The sequence below is a fragment of the Parabacteroides sp. AF18-52 genome, from assembly GCF_003479145.1.
Taxonomy (GTDB): Bacteria; Bacteroidota; Bacteroidia; order Bacteroidales; family Tannerellaceae; genus Parabacteroides; species Parabacteroides faecis.
Genome location: NZ_QUGR01000002.1, coordinates 245,765 through 263,516, shown reverse-complemented (window position 1 = coordinate 263,516; position 17,752 = coordinate 245,765). Strand labels below are relative to the sequence as shown.

The window sequence follows — 17,752 nt, the reverse complement described above, 5'->3', positions numbered from 1 at the left end:
GAAGAACAACCTTTTTTGATTTTACCCTAATGAAAATATGAAGTTTTTTTACTTTTTCATCAAAATAAATTGAAGGATACAAATGGCAACAGTAAAATAGTCTTTTATAAGATCGCTTTTTAGTTGCTTTAAGGCATTTTTGATATGATATTCAACACTTTTTGTTGAAATACCTAATTGGTCTGCAATTTCTTTATTCTTGAGTCCGTTATATCGACTTAGCATAAAAATCTCTTTGGTCTGCGCTGGTAATTTTTCTAAAGAGGTTGCTATTGCCTGAGCCAATTCCTTTGTGATAAGTATTTCCAGTGAATCATCTTCAAGAACATATACATTGCTTCTTTGATAAACGGTATATTCATTCAGATCATCTATCGGTATTGTATGCAGTTGCAGGCTCTTTAAATAGTTTAGACATTTATTACGACCGACAACCATCAGATAAGTGATCAGGCAGGTATTATCTTCCAGATACTTCCTTTGGCTCCAAAGAACCAGAAATGTATCCTGCACAATCTCTTTTGCAGCCTCTTTGTTTATCACATAAATATTGGCAAATGCATATAAACGAGGCCAGTAGGATTTAACTATCTGTTCAAAGACTTTTTCATTGCCATCCTTTAGTTGCTGTATTAGAAGTGATCGGCCCATAATCCAAATGGAGTTTTATCCATCAGTTCCCGAAGTGGATAGTTTATATAAAGGAAGCGTGAGAACTGTTGATATATCTAACAATGAGGCTCTCGACTGCCCACAACTCTGATATAAACAACAGACTCACGCTCTTTATCCTGAATACACAAGTACATAATATACCTGTCAGTGTATAACAAGGAAAAGAACATGAGCGTTTTGTTGTCTATTATCCAGAGTAGTTGAAATTGTCGAGATTTCATTGTTAGGATAATATCTTTAAACGCTTATGTTTTGCTAATAAGTTGCATCCGGCAACGCTTTGCCTGTCTGCATATCATTTGCAAATATAAACAGAAGTTTAGTTTCTACTTTGTTTTTAAGTGTTTTATTTGAATGATCTGGCGTAATCGTTTAATATTCGCATCTATTGAGATTTTTCCTCTCCGGAAACTGATACTCTGCTCTTCCTCTTTAGAGCTCCGTTCTTCTACTAAAAAACGCCCCTTCTTCACGGGCAAGATTCATTAAATGTAAAACATAGATTAGCAAAGAAATTCCATACGACTGTTATTCCTGTAGCTACTACTTTGGCATAATAGAAAGGAACTTTCAGACGTTGATGCAACAACCATAAAGCTGCACTATTTATCATTAACCCAATCAATGATACAAATGTAAAAGTCGCAAACTCTTTTCCTATTGCCGGATTCCGGCTCTCAAATGTCCAAGATCGGTTAAATATGAAATTGGAGCAAACAGCAGTCAGAAAACCTAATGTATTTGACAGATACTTTTGCCATCTCAGATGCTCTTTACAGATATATGTTACAGTAAAATCAATGACCATACCAAGTAGGCCAACCAAGGAGAAACAGAGGAATTTGGATATAAGTTGTTCCATATTATTGAGAATTACATATTAGACACTTTGTTCTTTCACTATATTGTCTTGTTAGCTATGGATATTTTGCATCTGCTATTATAAGTTCCTTAGACGTAATATTAATATTTATTTCTCCTAGTCTCAGATATTCATTAGGACCTCCCCCTTGATTATCTATTACACGGATCAAATCTATACATTGACCATTCCCCCAATATAGAAAATCATTTTGGAATATGAGATAATAAGCTAATAATGTAATGCTTATTAATAATAGTATATATTTAAAGTTTACCATATATCTATATATAATGTAGGAAGAACAACTTTTTTTGATTTAGCCCTAGCTGAAAGATGAAGTTTTTTACTTTTTCATCAAAAAAAATTGAAGGATACAAATTGTAATAGCAAAATAGTTTTTCATAAGATCATTTTTAGTCGCTTTAAGGTACTCTTTTTGATATGATATTCAATGTTTGTTGGGATGCTATTTTCTGTACAGGAAAAAGATATGCAGGGTTTCTGACGTGAGCCCTTGCTTTTTTTTTATTTCTTTACTTTTATCATAAAGAGGACTGGGTTACATTCATCTGTATTTCTGTTAGGTAGTTTTTCTTCTATCATTTTTCTTAATTCATCAGCTTTGTTTTTATCTAAATTTAAATACCCATCTTTTATCCAGGTATCAAAGTAGTCCATGCTGTTTTGTATCTGTTCCTGCTCCTGTAATGAAAGGAGATAATCTTTGTATTGACCAATAGGGTGTCCAGTTGCAAGAAATAGAAATTCATCTTCTAGAAATCGAAATGTTTTAACATATCTTTTTTTCTTCTCATAAACGGTCAGCATCGGAATAGCTATATCTATATGTTTGATAAAAACTTTATCATGGATTTCAAATATATCGCTGATACCTCCTAATGTCTTTTTCTCTAAAAGTATATCCAGGGGAGGACGAACATGATTTTTTAAATCGCTTCTATCTTCTTCACTCATAGTTCTGTCTTTATAATCAATGTAGTATAAAGGGGTTAGCTTGTTTTCTGATAAAAGAAGAACAGAGTCATTTAAGTCTTGTGCGAATAGGATATTGTTTTCTCTTTTACGAAAGATACAGGCGGAGTTATATTCTACTACATCTTTTGGCATTGGATAATATTTTTCGACTAAGTTTCCGTTTTGATCCTTAACGACTAACGAATAAGAAGGTGTACAAGATTGCGAATATTCTTTGTATAAGAAAAAGAGTCCATTTTGGTATTCAAAGCACGTGGCATCATAATCCATCGGTATATCTTTGATGAACTTATTTTCAAAAGTGAATGCTAATATCCTTTTCCTGGGACTATCGCACAGATAAATCACGTTTTCTTCCTCATCAATAGAGAAATCTGATAAATGAACAAATTCCTCTGGTCCTTCTCCCTGGGTACCTATGCGATACAGATACTTGCCGGTATGATCAAATACATATACACCTTCCCGATTAGTTTGTTCTATTATAAAGATAAATTTATCTGACATTACGACTTTTCTTATTTCTCCTAATATAGATTCGTCTGTAAACTCTAAAGGGATCATTTTTACCTCTTCTGCAAAATCGGAAAGTTTTCCGTAAATTGTTTCAAAGTCTGTTATAGGAATTGTTTCTATATCAGATGAAGTTTGAACTTCACTGTTTTTAGATGAACAGCCATATAAGGAGGTAATGAACATGGCTAGTAGTAATAAATGTTTTTTCATATTTTGCTTTTATGAGAGGAACAACTTGATCCGATTTTACCCTAACAGAAAAAGAACATTTTTTACTTTTTCATCAAAATAAATTGGTGCATGCAATTTGTAACAGTAAAATAGCCTTTGCTAAATCCCATCAAAAGCCTTTTTGTCTATAAGTTTTTCCTGTGCCTTTGTTTGTGTTTTATTTATGCAATGATAAGTGCGAATTATTATCAAAATAAACAAGAGGGGCTATCCAAAAGTGGATAGCCCCTCTATCGCAGGTCCTATAACCTGTTTCATATGAGGTTATTTTATACCATAGGCATAAATCTCGGCGAGAGATGAGTTCTGCTCTCTGTTGCTTTCGGTGATTTGTATTTTGAAATAACGTCCTTTCGTTGGAGTTATGGGGAATATTTGGTTTTCGTATACCTGCTCTGCTTTAAATTTACCGACAGAAGTCCATGTCTGCTTGTCGGAGCTAACGAAGAATTCACCGGCTTTTACGTCTTTGTATTGAGCATGTTGTCTTTCCGTTAATCCGATGTGGGAGAAGGTAACAACTTCCTTAACATCGACTACCAGTTCGTGAGGCAGATTGATTGAACCACCTTGCCACTGTGAGTGCCAGAATGTGTTGATATTACCATCTAACAGGCTTGTTGCTACACCGTTACCAACACCTTCGCCACTCTTTTCTTCGGTATTGGCAGTAATGGACCAGCTTGAGCGGTCGAATTCCTTACCGACAATACGGATAGCCAACGGATACAAGGCTTTTTCGGAAACTTCGAACAGCGATGCTTCCTTAAGTCGTACAGGCAACATATAGTCGATGGGTTGCAGGCTGCTTCCATTAATAGTAACGACCATTTTTTCAGTAGTTACTCCGCTAGCAAGTGTCATGCTTTTCTCAAATGAATAACAATCGTCTGGTAAGGCTACGAAAGAGGTTCCGTTTTTAGCATTGTATTCATCCACATAATTGGCATCTACTTCGAATTGGCAGTCGATATCCCATTTATTGTCTGTATCGAGTCCGAAGTCTATTTCGGCTGTTTCAGTTGTAAAACCGATTGTGTACGGTTTATAAGTGAGATCGGTGGTTGTGAAGCCTAATGTCGGTGTGAGTACCTGCGTTATTTTGAGAAATACTTCGTCCTTATTTACATTTATGGAATCAGTCTCACTGTAAATGTACAAAGGTAACACACATGTAGCTTCGGGATTATTAGCCATAATCTTTTCAACGTTCGGCACATTGATGGAGACTGTCACGTTTTTGAAACGCTCTTCGGATGAAAAGCTAAGCTGGGTAGCTTCGAAAGAATAGCATTCCGGGCTTATGACCTTATAGTTTACTCCCTCCGGCAAACTATATTCACTGTCGACGGTTTCCTGTGGTAACACACCGATATTAACGTTGGCTGTTAATCCCGGTTCGCTTCCGCCTTTGTAAATGGAGAGGTTGTATGTATTGTCTTCACCTGTGTTGTATAAGGTCAAATCTTTTGTGCCGGAATTGTTTATATACATTACTTTATGGTATTGTTCCGGAACCAAATTCTCCAATTCATATTTTGATTCGTTGCAGGCTCCTAATATGATTAAAGCTCCTGCCGCCAATATTAGTTTTGTTTTCATACAAATTGTTTTTTAGATTAATAACCGGGAGCTTGTACCAATTGCGGATTACTATATATCTCACTGTTTAGGATAGGAGCCAGATACTGTTTGTTATCCCATTTGATCGGCTGGTTTATCAGCGTCGGTTTGTTGAACTCTTCAAACGAAGGGTCAGTGGTCATACCGTTCAGTCCGTAGCGTTCACCGGCTTTCAGAACTTCGGGAGCGATAGTCCAACGACGTACATCGTAATAACGGTGGCCTTCCTGATACAGTTCGACGAAACGTTCGTTGCGGATCCATTCGGTTAGGCTCATTGTTGACAAATCTGAACTGGTAAGTTCTTTGATACCCGCACGTTTGCGGATGACATTCAATTGTTTGAGTGCATCGTCTGTCTGCTCCAGAGCTGCATAACATTCTGCTAAATTCAAATACAGTTCCGCCAAACGGATGAAAGGTGCCCGTATACGGCTTCCGCTAAGTCCGCCGGAGGTGTTATAGATAAGATCCGGTGTGATGAACTTTTTTGTCAGGAAACCGGTACCTGACACATTGCGTAAACCGGGTCTGTAACCATTGGTGTTGGAATTCTTAAAGTTTAACCATAGAGGTTGGTTATTTACCATAACAGGTGAATATTGACCGCCGTCGAATGCAATCCATGCATAGTAGCGGGCTTCACGGTGAACATTGAATTTGATGATGTCATTTTTAACGTCTTCTTTATCCAGACCATCTGTTTCCAGTTCAGGACTTGAAGTTCCTTCGTAGTAACGTTCATACCACTTACTTTCCGGGTAGAAGTTTTTATCGTTTTCCGGAGTTTCACCGTTTACGGTATAGAAACGTTTTACTGCATTTAAAGTGGGAGCCCAGCCTGAATAACCTCCGGCCCAACTGCCGTCACTCTTTTTTATGCTTCTTTCGGGCATGCGGCTGATGTTCGGGTTTACTTCTCCCAGTCCGCTGCTCGATACAATCTGTCCCCAGATGATTTCTTTGTTGTTGTCACCTTCGGTAGCTGTAGACAAATACTGGAACATACGGACACGTTCTTTGAATTCACGGTTTTTCTCCGTGTCTTCTTCCAGGCCGGGAATAAATGGCAATGGTATTTTCATACGGTCGGCAATCGCATTGGCTGTTTCGATATCGAATAATTCATAGCCTGCATCTGTGGCAGCTTGCAGGGCTTCCTTACAAGCAGTCAGAGCACGGTCCCATTTCGTTTTGTCATAAGTGGAGCTAACCAATTCTGTTCCGTATCCGGGTGTTTCGTAGTTCAGGTTCCGCCAATTTTTATTGTAGAACGAACCGTTCCATAATGGAGAAGCTGCATACAACAGAACTCGCGCTTTCAGAGATTTGCAAATAGTGGCATCGGCACGTCCCAGGTCGGCTGTCTCACGTTTTACGGGAAGTACCTTTGCCGCTTCATCCAATTTGTCTACGATGTAATCGACGCAGTAATCGAAGTGAGAACGTCCCGGAATGTCGTCTTTCGAGATGTTTTGGTCTACTTTTGCCGGAATGATCGGACAGGGTCCGAATGCTTCCAATGCCCGGAAATGGTAGTAGGCTTCCAGGAAATAAGCCTCGGCCCGGTATTGATTTTTATCCTCTTCCGTGACACCTACGGGGTGTAATAACTCCAATTGTTCCATGAAATAATGGACGTAACCGATATAATTGTAAATACTTTCCCACTTGGCTGGATCGGATGAGGGGGATATGGTTCCAAATAACATTTGCTGCTCCTCTACACCCCAATCTTTGGGATGTACCATTTCGTCTGCCGAGTTTTCAATATGCTGATAGATGAAAGGATTCGTACCGGGTATGTAAGAATAGGCCGTGAATAAAAAACTTAATGTAGTGGCCTCATCTTTCATCGTGTCATCGTAATCTGGTTGTGCCGGCGGAATAACGTCCAGATAACTGCACGCGGATAATCCCAGCAGGCATATCGACAATGATGCTTTTATTAGTCGATTGGTTTTTTGTATGAATTTCATATATTTATATCTTTATTGTGTGTTGTATTTTTAAAATCTAAGTTGAACTCCCAAATTAAAGGTACGCTGTAACGGATAAGCGTTCCATGAAAGTTCCGGATCCCACAATTTGAACGGACTGAAAACGGCCAGGTTGTCTCCTGTGAAGTAAACACGGCAATGTGGGAAATTGTAACCGACTTCCAATGTTTTGAATCGCAGGAAGTTCCCGTTACGTAACCAGTAAGAGCTTTCTTGCGTGTTGTTGGATATGTCGGCATCGGTAGTGCCTAAACGCGGATAGGTGGCGTTGGGGTTGGGATTGTCCACAGACCAGTGTTCGTCGGCAATCCACTGCATCAGGTTACGGGGCAGAGTTTCGGAGTTGTCGCCATCACCGCCAGCCGAGATAAAGGGAGCGTAACCGGAGTTAATCATAATTTTGCGTTTAGCCGAACCGTTGAAGAATACACCGAAATCGATTTTCTTGTATCTGACATTCAATCCCAAACCGTATTGGATACGAGGCATATTATTGTAGGTAGATAGCAAGACTTTGTCTTCCGAAGTGATTTGTCCGTCCCCGTTTATATCCCGGTATTTGATGTCACCTGGCATGATGTTGGCACCCAGTTGTGATTGGTCCGCCCAATTGTCTATTTCTTCCTGGCTTGTGAATAAACCTTCTGCTATGTAACCTTTCAAGGTGTTCAGCGGTTTCCCAGTATCGGTCTGCCACACGTAAGGATAATCCGGTTCGTCTACGTATTTGTATTCATTCTGGTTATAAGTGAAGTTTCCGCGGAAATCCACAATCCAGTCTTTACCTATTTGTTTATTCCAGTTAACACTTAATTCGACGCCTTGGTTTATCACTTCTCCGATGTTACTCCAAGGGGTAGAACCCCAGTATCCCAGTATCTTGGGGAAGGAAGCACGTTTCATCAATATACGGTCGCGATGATCATGGAAATAATCGAATGTGATGTTTACCTGGTTGAAGAGTGAGATGTCGGTACCGATATCTAATTTCTTAACGTGTTCCCATCCTGCATTTTGTACGGCCAATATATTGAAAGAGTGTCCGCTACGTTCGATTGAGTTTGTCGGTAAGCCTGTGGTATAGCTGCTACCGTTACCGATACCCACTTGGTTTTGATACAGAAAGTGTTGTGCACCGCTGTTGAATGCATCGCTACCAACCAATCCGTAAGAACCTCTGACTTTAAAGTGATTAACATATTCAGAGATGGGTTCCCAGAATTTTTCGCTACTGATTATCCACCCTACAGATGCTGCCGGGAAGAATTCGAAGCGGTCATCTTTAGCCAAACGTTCGGAACCGTTGTAACCGAAGTTGAACTCCAGCAAGTATTTATTGGAATAATCATAGGTAAGACGACCGGAATAACCTTGGTTACGGTTAGGTAGGGCATCGTTCCGGTATTCGCGCATCATATACATGAACATGGCCGTCATGTTATGAGAACCGAAACTACGTTTCCAATCTAGCCGTGCATCAAGGTAGAATGTCTGGTCGGCAGCTTTACTGATGTCCGATTGCTTGACGAAGTCTTCGCCTGTTCGCAACAGGGTGAGTTCGTATTCGTTTGTTTCAGGGTTATAAGAACCGTTTTTTGCTTCGTAGAAGTAGGATGCCATTGTACGGTTGTAGTCAGAAGATGAATAGTTTTTGAAATTTACCAACACCTTGGCAGATAACCCTTTGGTGATGAAGCTGAAATCCTGATTGATGGCGATTGAGGTATTCAAGGTGTTGTAGTTGTTTTCCTTGAATGAACTCATCATGTATTCATACGGGTTTTGTCCATACTTTCCCGATTTGATCAGTGTGTTACCGAAACGGATGTGTTCGTCACCGTCTTGAGCCGGGAAATAAGCCGGGAAAGATACCGGATTGGCTACCATCACGCTCTTGTATAAGTCTGAGGTGCTGTAATTGGGGCCCTTCCTGTTTCCTATTTGTGCCATCATTCTCATATCGATGGTGGTCGTGCTGGTCATCTTATAGGAGATGTTGTTCTGGAAATTGTATTCCCAATTGTTGATGTTCGGATTGTAGTAGTAATCGGATGGAGCATCGAGTAAACCCGTATCGTGGTTAGCTTGCAAGCTCATATAATATTTGACGCGTGAACCACCGCCCTGCACGTTAATGTTGGCGCGCTGGTTAAAGTTTCCCTCTTTGAAGAGTAATTTGTACCAGTCTACATCCGGATAAATGTATGGATTGACTCCATTCATTGTATTCAGAATCTGTTCTTCCGAATATCTTGGGGTAATCGGTGTGAGGCTGCGGGCTTGCTCTGCTTCGTTATAGGTTCGCATGAACGTGGTACCGTTGGCGAATTCAACTTTGTTCATCGGTTGGAAATAAGATGTTTCCAAAGATACGTTGACAGTTGTTTTCGAATTTTCAGCACCACTTTTAGTTGTAACCAACATAACGCCATTGGCACCTCGGTTACCGTAGATGGCTGTAGCCGATGCATCTTTCAGTAAAGAAAAACTTTCGATGGACTCTGCCGGGATACGATTCAGGTCACCACTGGATATTTCTACTCCGTCGAGCAGGATCAAAGGAGTTGCCACCCCTCCGAAAGTATTGATACCCCGAATATAGAACTCTGAAGCCTGTCCGGGCTCACCGGTACTGGTAGTCGAGATGACACCGGCCAATTTTCCGGCTAAAGAATTGGTAAGCGAAGAAGTCGGAGTTTTTAAAGTAATACCTTCAACTGATGTAATAGCACCTGTAATCGACACTTTTTTCTGCGTACCGGCACCTACAACAACCACTTCATCCAGCATTTCGTTGTCTGATTGCATTTTTACAGTGAGGACTCCCAAATCGCCAACCTCTACTGTCTGTTCCTTGTAACCGATGTAAGAAAATAACAACTCTGTTTGACTGCCTGTAACAGGGATCGTGAACCTACCTTCAGTGTCTGTGATAGTACCCTGGCTTGTTGTTCCTTTGATACGGATGTTTACACCAATCAACACCTCTCCTGTGGAAGCATCAAACACAGTTCCTTCGACAGTTCGTTTGGATGGGTGCGTGCTTTGGGTAATCTTCAACACCGGGGTGTCATCCGGACCGGCGGTGGCGTAGAGCGGATAACTGCTAATGAAACTTGCGCAAAGTGGCAGAATCACAATCAATTTCCGTTTTCTTTTCAATGATACTAAATCCATGTGCGGATAATTTAAAGTTAAACAATATATAAGTTCTTAGAGAACTAAGTCCGATATTGATGCAAAGTAGTGAAATAAATCTTAACAATACAATCTGCATTATTAAATTTAACTAATCGTTTAACATAATTTATCCAACAGCGGAGATTTAGAAGCATACACTGAATCAACCAGCCTTTCAAAAAGCATTTTATCACCTTAGTTCTCTAAGGATTATGTCATCGAATTAAAAGAAGAATAAAAAAGTAAAAATATATTTTAGTCTGGGGTGACATGAAAAACAAAGAGACAGTCGAGGTGATTCGGATGTTCCCTCTTGTTTATTTCGGTAAAAAATCGTACTTGCCGTTGCTGAAAATAAAATATATAAGATAGGTTAAGATAATATTTAAAGAGTTAACCTCCAGGCAAAAGAACCCCTGCCTATATGACAAAAAGAAGAAGGTATCCCCAAAAGGATACCTTCTTCTTTATAGGATGATTTCTGTTTTTAAAGATTACGTCTTTGAAACATGTACCCGTTGTGTGGGAGCCATGTTTGCATTGCGGTAATTGATCTGTTCAATTACGTTTTCTGCTAAATTGCGGAATGCGGCTCCAGTGATCGTATCAGGATTCAGGGCAACAGGTGTTCCGTTGTCACCTCCTTCACAGATACTCTGTACGATAGGTATTTGTCCTAACAGCGGGACATTCAGTTCTTCTGCCAGACGTTTGGCTCCTTCTTTTCCGAACAGGTAATATTTGTTTTCCGGCAGTTCGGCAGGGGTGAACCAGGCCATATTTTCAACCAGTCCCAATACCGGCACATTGATCTTTTCGCCTGTGAACATGCTGATACCTTTGCGGGCATCGGCAAGGGCAACTTCCTGCGGAGTGCTGACTACGATGGCACCGGTGATAGCCAGTGTCTGTACCATTGTCAGGTGAATATCACTTGTTCCCGGTGGCAGGTCGATCAGAAAGTAATCGAGATCGCCCCAGTTGGCGTCGCCGATCAGTTGCTTCAATGCATTGCTTGCCATAGCTCCGCGCCATAAAACCGCATCTTCCTTGTTTACGAAGAAACCGATCGATAGCAATTTTACTCCATAGTTCTCTGCCGGTTGGATCAGGTCGCGTCCGTCTACCTCTTCCATATAAGGACGGGCATCTTCCACATTGAACATTTTGGGCTGTGAAGGGCCGAAAATATCGGCATCCAGTAAACCTACCTTATAACCAAGCCCGGCAAGAGCTACTGCGAGGTTGGCGGCAACTGTACTTTTACCTACACCTCCTTTACCGGAAGATACGGCAATGATATTTTTTACCTGCGGAAGTAGTTTATCCGGTTCAGGACGTGCTGCCTGACGTGCCAGTACTTCGATGTTTCCTTTGATGTCTACATCTTCACCTACATAAGTCAGGATAGCTGTTTCGGCAGCCTTTACGACTGATTTGATAAACGGATCGTTGGGTTTCTCGAAAAGGAGGGAGAAACTAACCTTATTGCCGTCGATCCGTATGTTGTCTTCTACCATGCCCATTTCGACAAGGTCTTTCCCTGTCCCCGGGTAACGCACTTTTGCCAGTGCGTCCATGATCAGTTTAGGATATATAGCCATAATATAATTGTATAATTGGTTGTCTTATTTGCCGGAAGCCAGTGCGCTGCGCTTACTCCGGTTGAAACTGCGGTAGGGGTCGAGTTCGATCTCAACGTCCGGTTCGATCAGTTCGTCTCTTTCTTCACAAACAAACTTGATGTATTTGATGTTCAGTCCGCGGTCGAGCCATTGTTGTTCGTAATAGGTTTTGATAGACAGGATATCGTCTACCAATCCTGAGTGATACAAGTCGTCGTTGCTGAACAATACGGGATATTTGTTGGCTTTTACCATTTCGCAGGTATAAGTGTACATGAAGTTACTGTCTGTCTTGAGGTGGACAATGCCGTCGCCTGACAGTATTTCGCGGTACATCTTCATGAAACGGGTAGAAGTCAGGCGCTTATTGACCTTTTTCATCTGTGGGTCGGGGAAGGTCAGCCATATTTCGGCTACTTCTCCGGCTGCGAAGAAATGTGAGATCAGTTCGATGCTGGTCCGCAGGAAAGCAACGTTGGTCATACCCGATTCGTAAGAGTCTTTGGCTCCGGTCCACATGCGGGCACCTTTGATATCTACACCGATAAAATTTTTGTCGGGGAACAGGCGTGCCAGTCCTACTGTATATTCACCTTTACCACAACCCAATTCAAGTACGATCGGATTGTCATTCTTGAAAAACTCCTTGTGCCAGTGTCCTTTCAACTCAAATCCTTTCTCTTGCAGAACGGCAAACGGATACTGGAAAACATGCGGATACTCCGCCATATCGTCAAACTTTGCTAACTTATTTTTTCCCATGCTGCAAAGATAATACTTTATTTTTTCGGGATGACATATCCAACCGGAAGATAACATAGCAACTCCTTGTTCTGTAAAAGCAAAAGGTAAACTGCTCCCTAAATTGTAATTAGGGGGTATCACAAATTGTGATACCCCTATGTGTAGTAGCTCATTAGCTTCTGATAACCAAAGGTATTCTATTTATATATCAGATATAGTTCTATCATATAAGGCAGATACCGATTCCTCCCTATTCCGGATGATCCTGTCAAATTCTTCTTCCCGTTCTTTGCTCATCCGGGCTTTTTGTATCCATTCGCTACTGCCGTAAACTCCGGCTTTCTGGTAATCAAACGGTTTGAATTTGATTTTCCGGATTGCTTTCTGATCTTTGAATTGGAAATCCAGTTGGTAAGGGGCTTTAAATCCCGGGTTTTGTATGATCGAATGTTTATCTTTGATCTTTTTCCATGTTTTCAGGTCATAATCCAGAAACTTTGGATCTGCATTACCGCGTAAATCCCAATAGCAATTGTAATCCATATCCATATCGGCTTTGTCCCAGGGGCCGGCAAGATATACTCCGTGGTCCATTAATATAATATTGGAAGTGAAACTAAAGGATTGATGATCTTCAACCCTTGTAAATTGTAACTGCTGGTAATGGTTGAAGGCAAAAATATTATTTCGTATGATGTTCTCTTTTCCGTAATGTTGGTGGAAACCGCCGCTTTTACAACCGTATACCAGGTTGTTCTCCATAACGACACCTGTACTTCCTTCATCCGTATAAAGTCCCCAGCCTCCATAGTCGTAAGAATAAATGTGATGGATCACATTATTGCAAACCCGGGTACCGGGTGAGATGCCGAGGGTATAAACGGCCCCCATATCCGACAGTTCTCCCCAACCGATATGATGGATATTGTTGTAAGCGATCTCATTGTTGACAGCGTAACTTTTTCCGTATCCCCAGACCCAACCGACAGAAACTCCGGAGTAAAGCAGATCGGATATTTCGTTGTGAGTCACTTTGTTGTCGGATGAATTGAAAATAGCTACTCCGACTCCACAAGGGAAGACGAATCCAGTCTTTTGGATAATGTTGTTATCGATTGTAATATGCTTTGTGAGATATGCAGGGTCGGGTGTTTCATATTCCCCTATCTTAACGGCTCCGGCTCCCAGGTCGGTTAGATAAGAGTGTTCCAGTTTGCAATTCGTACAAGCTTTCCGGAACCAGATGGCGTAGTTTCCCGTATGCTTTATTTCGCAGTTCTCAAAACGGATATTGTCTGCGTGATCGAGTTGGATAGCTGCATCGACAGGTGAGGCGGCCTGTGCCGGATCATTCCCGGTTTTAGGCATTACATATCCCGCATGTTCAAAAGACAGGTTTCGGAATGTAATATTCTTAACCGGACGGTCTTTATCGCCTTTTATAGAAAGTAATCTGTTTAAAACCGGGGCATAAGCGACAGATGTTTCCATCACTTCTCCTTTACGCGGTATATAATACAGGTCGCCGGATGTTTCCAGAAACCATTCCCCTTCGGTATTCATGGCTTGTTTGTAATTCTCTAGAATAAACCGGCTTCCTTTCCCTATAGGGTTCCAGGGTTTCATCCCTTGTCCGTTCAGGAAGAAATAACCAGAATCAGGTATTGCCTGGGATAGATATTTGCGGGTATTGTCCCATTTATGGTAACACATGACCATAACATTGTTCAGTTCTTCAGCAGAAAGTCCTTTCAGTGATTCCATATCTTCAGGTTTTACCCTGATGCGTTGTGTCGCATATTCGGGGGATCGGCCTGTCCCTTTATAATGAACGGTTTCTTCAGCTCCTTCCACGAAGAACCATCCTTTATCGGGTGTCCGGGCACGGATAGCCCTGTTCCCATTAACATACAGTTGTTCAATCTTTACTCCATAGCGTGTTACTTCGTCGATATGTGTTTTCCACCATCCCTGCGGTGTCTTTTCCCAGGAAGTAAGAGTGATCGCCCCGCTGAATACCGGCATATCTTTTTCATCTCCTTCAATGAGAACAGGGGCAGAAGGAGTTTTTTCTATCCGGATCGTTTTATTTAAAGGATAGAAACCCGCCTGGACATGGATACGGACAGTATCGTTTCCGGTGGAATTAAGCCCTTGTTTCAAGGCCGCTTCGATTGTTTGGTAGGGAGATTCAAGCGTTCCGTTTTCTATAGCTTTAGCATCGGATGATACATAAATCGTATTTTGGGCCATGATGGCAGAAGAACAGAGAGAAAACAGATAGAAGAACAGTAGTCGTTTCATGATGGTAGAATTTATCGTTAGCCTTAACAAAAATAGTATTTTATACATAGAAAAGCTCAGTTCTAAAAGTAAATTTTTTACCTTCCGGACTGAGCTTATCTTACTTATTGTCTGTATTTTGTTTTATCGGTCGACTGATTATACCCTCCCCATTTTTGCAACAAATTCATCGAAGAATATATCCCGGTAGTTGTTACCGATGGCGATCTCATATTTGTCGATATAAATGTCGTTGTTATCGAAAGATGCTATTTGTTGGGTATTGACGATGTAGGAACGGTTCACCCGAAGGAATGCTTTGGGAAGCAGTTCGTGTATCGCTTTCATGCTTGTTTTAGTGATGATACGCTGATCGGGAAGCTGAATGATCACATAGTCTTTCAATCCTTCGATGAACAATATATCTTTGAAATTGACTTTGAAGAAACGACGTTCGGATTTGACAAACATGAACTCGCTTTCTACATTTTCTATGTTTTCCTTTTCTTCTGTCAGCAAAAGTGCATGATATGTTTTGGCTTTCTCTACTGCTTTTTGGAATCTTTCGGGGATAATCGGCTTGACCAGGTAGTCGACGGCGTCCACCTCATAGCTGTCGATTGCATATTCGGCATAGGCAGTTGTGAATATGACGAGGGTGCTTTTGGGTATGGTACGGGCGAATTCCAGTCCGGTTACTTTAGGCATGCGGATGTCCAGGAAGATCAGGTCGACCGGATGTTCTCCGATAAACCGGGCCGCCGAAGTGGCATTATTGAAGCTACCGGCCAGCGTCAGTTCTCCGGTTTCATTTATCAGCATCTCTACCGCTTCACGGGCCAGAGGTTCGTCGTCTACGATGATACAGTTCATAAGTCCAGGTATAAATTAACGATGTAACTTTGTTTATCTTCTATGATTTCCAGGGAATGGCGGGCGGGATATAATAATTCCAACCGCCTCCGGATGTTTTTCAGTCCCAGGCCACCGATACGGTTGTTCTTTTCTTCCTCTTCGGCAGGCTTTGAATTTTCACACCGGAAAAACAACCGGTTATCCTGCACATTGAAAGAAATATATACGAATGAAGCATTCTCTCCGTCCGTATTATGTTTGACCGCATTTTCAACAAAAGGGATGAACAGCAGGGGAGGTAACCATACACTGTTGATATCGCCTTCTTTGGAAATGGTATAATTAAAATTGTCGCGGCGTATTTTCTCCAGATTCAGGAAATCGTTCATAAAACGAATATCCGAACTGAGTTGGATCCTGTCCTGGGTACTGTCATTGAACTGATAACGCAGCAGGTCTTCCAGCTTGAACAATACTTCGGCTGCTTCATCACGCCCTTTCCTGATCAGCACATAGACATTATTCAGCATATTGAACAGGAAATGCGGATTGATCTGGCTTTTCAGGAATTTCAGTTCCGATTGCAGGGTGGCGGCTTCCAGTTCATTGACACGCAGGTTATTGCTGATCCAATGTTTAAAAAGAATCATGGCTGACGAACCGGCTACCAGTAAGCCGCTGGATATCGTTGAGGACAGGATATTTAACAGGATTACCGACTGGCTGGTGGGCAGGCTCTCAAAACGTGTATCTTCAAAAAGTGTTTGGAGAGTGCCTAATATCACAATAGAAATGAGGATCAGGCCCGATGCTGTTATCAGATAAAGAAGGAGACGCCCTTTTAGCAGAAATCGTGGTACTAATATATAAGCATTTACATAAATGAGCATGTTTATAATCAGGAAATAACCGATCCATGAGCGGATACGTGGCGGAGTAATAATCAGTTCGTCCGGCGTATCCCAGAATACATTGATCGTGATAAGGAAAACGACCAGTTGTAACAGGAGATGCCTGTAGATCCTTTTCTGCGGATTTAGCAGGAAATCAGGAACTATATGATCTGTATTATTTACCATGTGTATTCAATTTTAATAGAATAGTACTTATCCCCTGATCTTTGTCCTGCGTAACGGATAATGAATAGCTATCCGGGTAGAGAAGGGCGAGACGTGCATTGAAGCCGTCCAGCTCTTTGATAACCGGTGTATCGGTATCGTTAAACCGGCAGATAATGACAATTTGTTGTCCTTTCCGATTGACTTGCAGGAGAATAGATGGTCTGCATTCTTGTTTCCCTGCTTTTTTCAAGGCATACTGGATAATCGGAACAAGCAGGAGAGGAGGAATAAGTACTCCTGTCAGTTCTTTATCCGGAACGATCTGATAATCGAATGAATCGGAATAAAATTTTTCCAGTGCCAGATAATTGTTCACAAAAGTGATCTCTGAATTCAGTAGCACTTTATCGCGTGCTCCGTCATACAGTTGATAACGTAGTAGCTGGCTTAACTGCAGCACCATATCGGCTGCTTTTTGCGGTTCGCTTTTCGATAATACGGCAGTCCGGTTCAGCGTGTTGAATAGCAGTGAAGGGTTCACCTGTTCTTTCAGATTATCCACTTCCGATTGTATCTGCTTTTTTTCCAGTTGGTTCACCCGTTGATTCTCTATCATCCAGTGTTTCAGTAGAACAGTCATAGAGATACCGGTAATACAGATCATGTTCAGCATGAAATCCGATAAACTATCCAGGATACTGACTATGTTGAAGTAAGAACTTCTGACCGGAGGAATACCGGATGAAGTAAATATCCAGTATTCCTGTACGTACCGTATCAATATAAGCAGTAAAACGGAACTGGTCGAATATAGGATATAAACCAGATATTTTTTTTTAAGCAATAGTTTGGGAACCAGTAGATAGAGATGGAGATAGCCGACGATGACATAAGAGATCAACGTACAGAAACCTGCCAGATAAACGTAATGGTCCAATAACTCTGCTTTTGCCCCGTATGTGTAGATATTCTGGTTGAGCGATACTGCCGCCACTGCCAGGAGCAACAAGATATGGCGGGCTATTCTGTATCTGGAACTGACCAGAAACCGATACAGAAAAGTTTGTTTATTTATAGGGCTGTCTGTCATATAGCGGC

General features: G+C 41.3%; 12 protein-coding genes. All 12 read right to left on the bottom strand.

Features of this window, described 5'->3' with window-relative positions; all coding sequences use genetic code 11:
* Positions 1 to 48 precede the first annotated feature (48 nt).
* Entirely contained in the window at positions 49 to 651 is a 603-nt protein-coding gene (locus tag DWX23_RS04745) for an RNA polymerase sigma-70 factor (protein ID WP_122373623.1), read from the bottom strand.
* Between the two features lie 493 nt (positions 652 to 1,144).
* Positions 1,145 to 1,537, bottom strand: a complete 393-nt coding sequence (locus tag DWX23_RS04740) for a GtrA family protein (protein ID WP_122373622.1) — start codon at positions 1,535 to 1,537, stop codon at positions 1,145 to 1,147.
* Between the two features lie 528 nt (positions 1,538 to 2,065).
* Entirely contained in the window at positions 2,066 to 3,262 is a 1,197-nt protein-coding gene (locus tag DWX23_RS04730; RefSeq protein ID WP_122373620.1) for a 6-bladed beta-propeller, read from the bottom strand.
* Positions 3,263 to 3,547: 285 nt separating this feature from the next.
* The gene (locus tag DWX23_RS04725; RefSeq protein ID WP_122373619.1) at positions 3,548 to 4,885 is read right to left on the bottom strand and encodes a BT_3987 domain-containing protein; all 1,338 of its coding nucleotides are present in this window, start codon (positions 4,883 to 4,885) and stop codon (positions 3,548 to 3,550) included.
* 17 nt (positions 4,886 to 4,902) lie between these two features.
* Positions 4,903 to 6,885, bottom strand: a complete 1,983-nt coding sequence (locus tag DWX23_RS04720; RefSeq protein ID WP_122373618.1) for a RagB/SusD family nutrient uptake outer membrane protein — start codon at positions 6,883 to 6,885, stop codon at positions 4,903 to 4,905.
* A 30-nt stretch (positions 6,886 to 6,915) separates the two neighbouring features.
* A complete protein-coding gene (locus tag DWX23_RS04715; protein WP_122373617.1) occupies positions 6,916 to 10,083 on the bottom strand; it encodes a TonB-dependent receptor in 3,168 nt (1,055 codons plus the stop codon).
* 497 nt (positions 10,084 to 10,580) lie between these two features.
* Positions 10,581 to 11,690 carry an Mrp/NBP35 family ATP-binding protein gene (locus DWX23_RS04710; protein WP_122354561.1) on the bottom strand — a complete coding sequence of 370 codons (1,110 nt, stop codon included), beginning with the start codon at positions 11,688 to 11,690 and terminating at the stop codon, positions 10,581 to 10,583.
* Positions 11,691 to 11,714: 24 nt separating this feature from the next.
* Positions 11,715 to 12,473 (bottom strand): tRNA (guanosine(46)-N7)-methyltransferase TrmB, encoded by a 759-nt coding sequence (gene trmB / locus DWX23_RS04705; protein ID WP_122373922.1) that lies wholly within the window; start codon positions 12,471 to 12,473, stop codon positions 11,715 to 11,717.
* A 183-nt stretch (positions 12,474 to 12,656) separates the two neighbouring features.
* Positions 12,657 to 14,759 carry a right-handed parallel beta-helix repeat-containing protein gene (locus DWX23_RS04700; RefSeq protein ID WP_122373616.1) on the bottom strand — a complete coding sequence of 701 codons (2,103 nt, stop codon included), beginning with the start codon at positions 14,757 to 14,759 and terminating at the stop codon, positions 12,657 to 12,659.
* A gap of 138 nt (positions 14,760 to 14,897) precedes the next feature.
* Entirely contained in the window at positions 14,898 to 15,611 is a 714-nt protein-coding gene (locus DWX23_RS04695) for a LytTR family DNA-binding domain-containing protein (RefSeq protein ID WP_122373615.1), read from the bottom strand.
* A complete protein-coding gene (locus DWX23_RS04690) occupies positions 15,608 to 16,672 on the bottom strand; it encodes a sensor histidine kinase (protein ID WP_122373614.1) in 1,065 nt (354 codons plus the stop codon). Before DWX23_RS04690 ends, DWX23_RS04695 begins: the two co-directional genes overlap by 4 nt.
* Positions 16,662 to 17,744, bottom strand: coding sequence for a sensor histidine kinase (locus DWX23_RS04685; RefSeq protein WP_122373613.1), 1,083 nt, complete (start codon positions 17,742 to 17,744; stop codon positions 16,662 to 16,664). The genes DWX23_RS04690 and DWX23_RS04685 overlap by 11 nt, the downstream gene beginning before the upstream one ends.
* Positions 17,745 to 17,752: the final 8 nt, after the last annotated feature.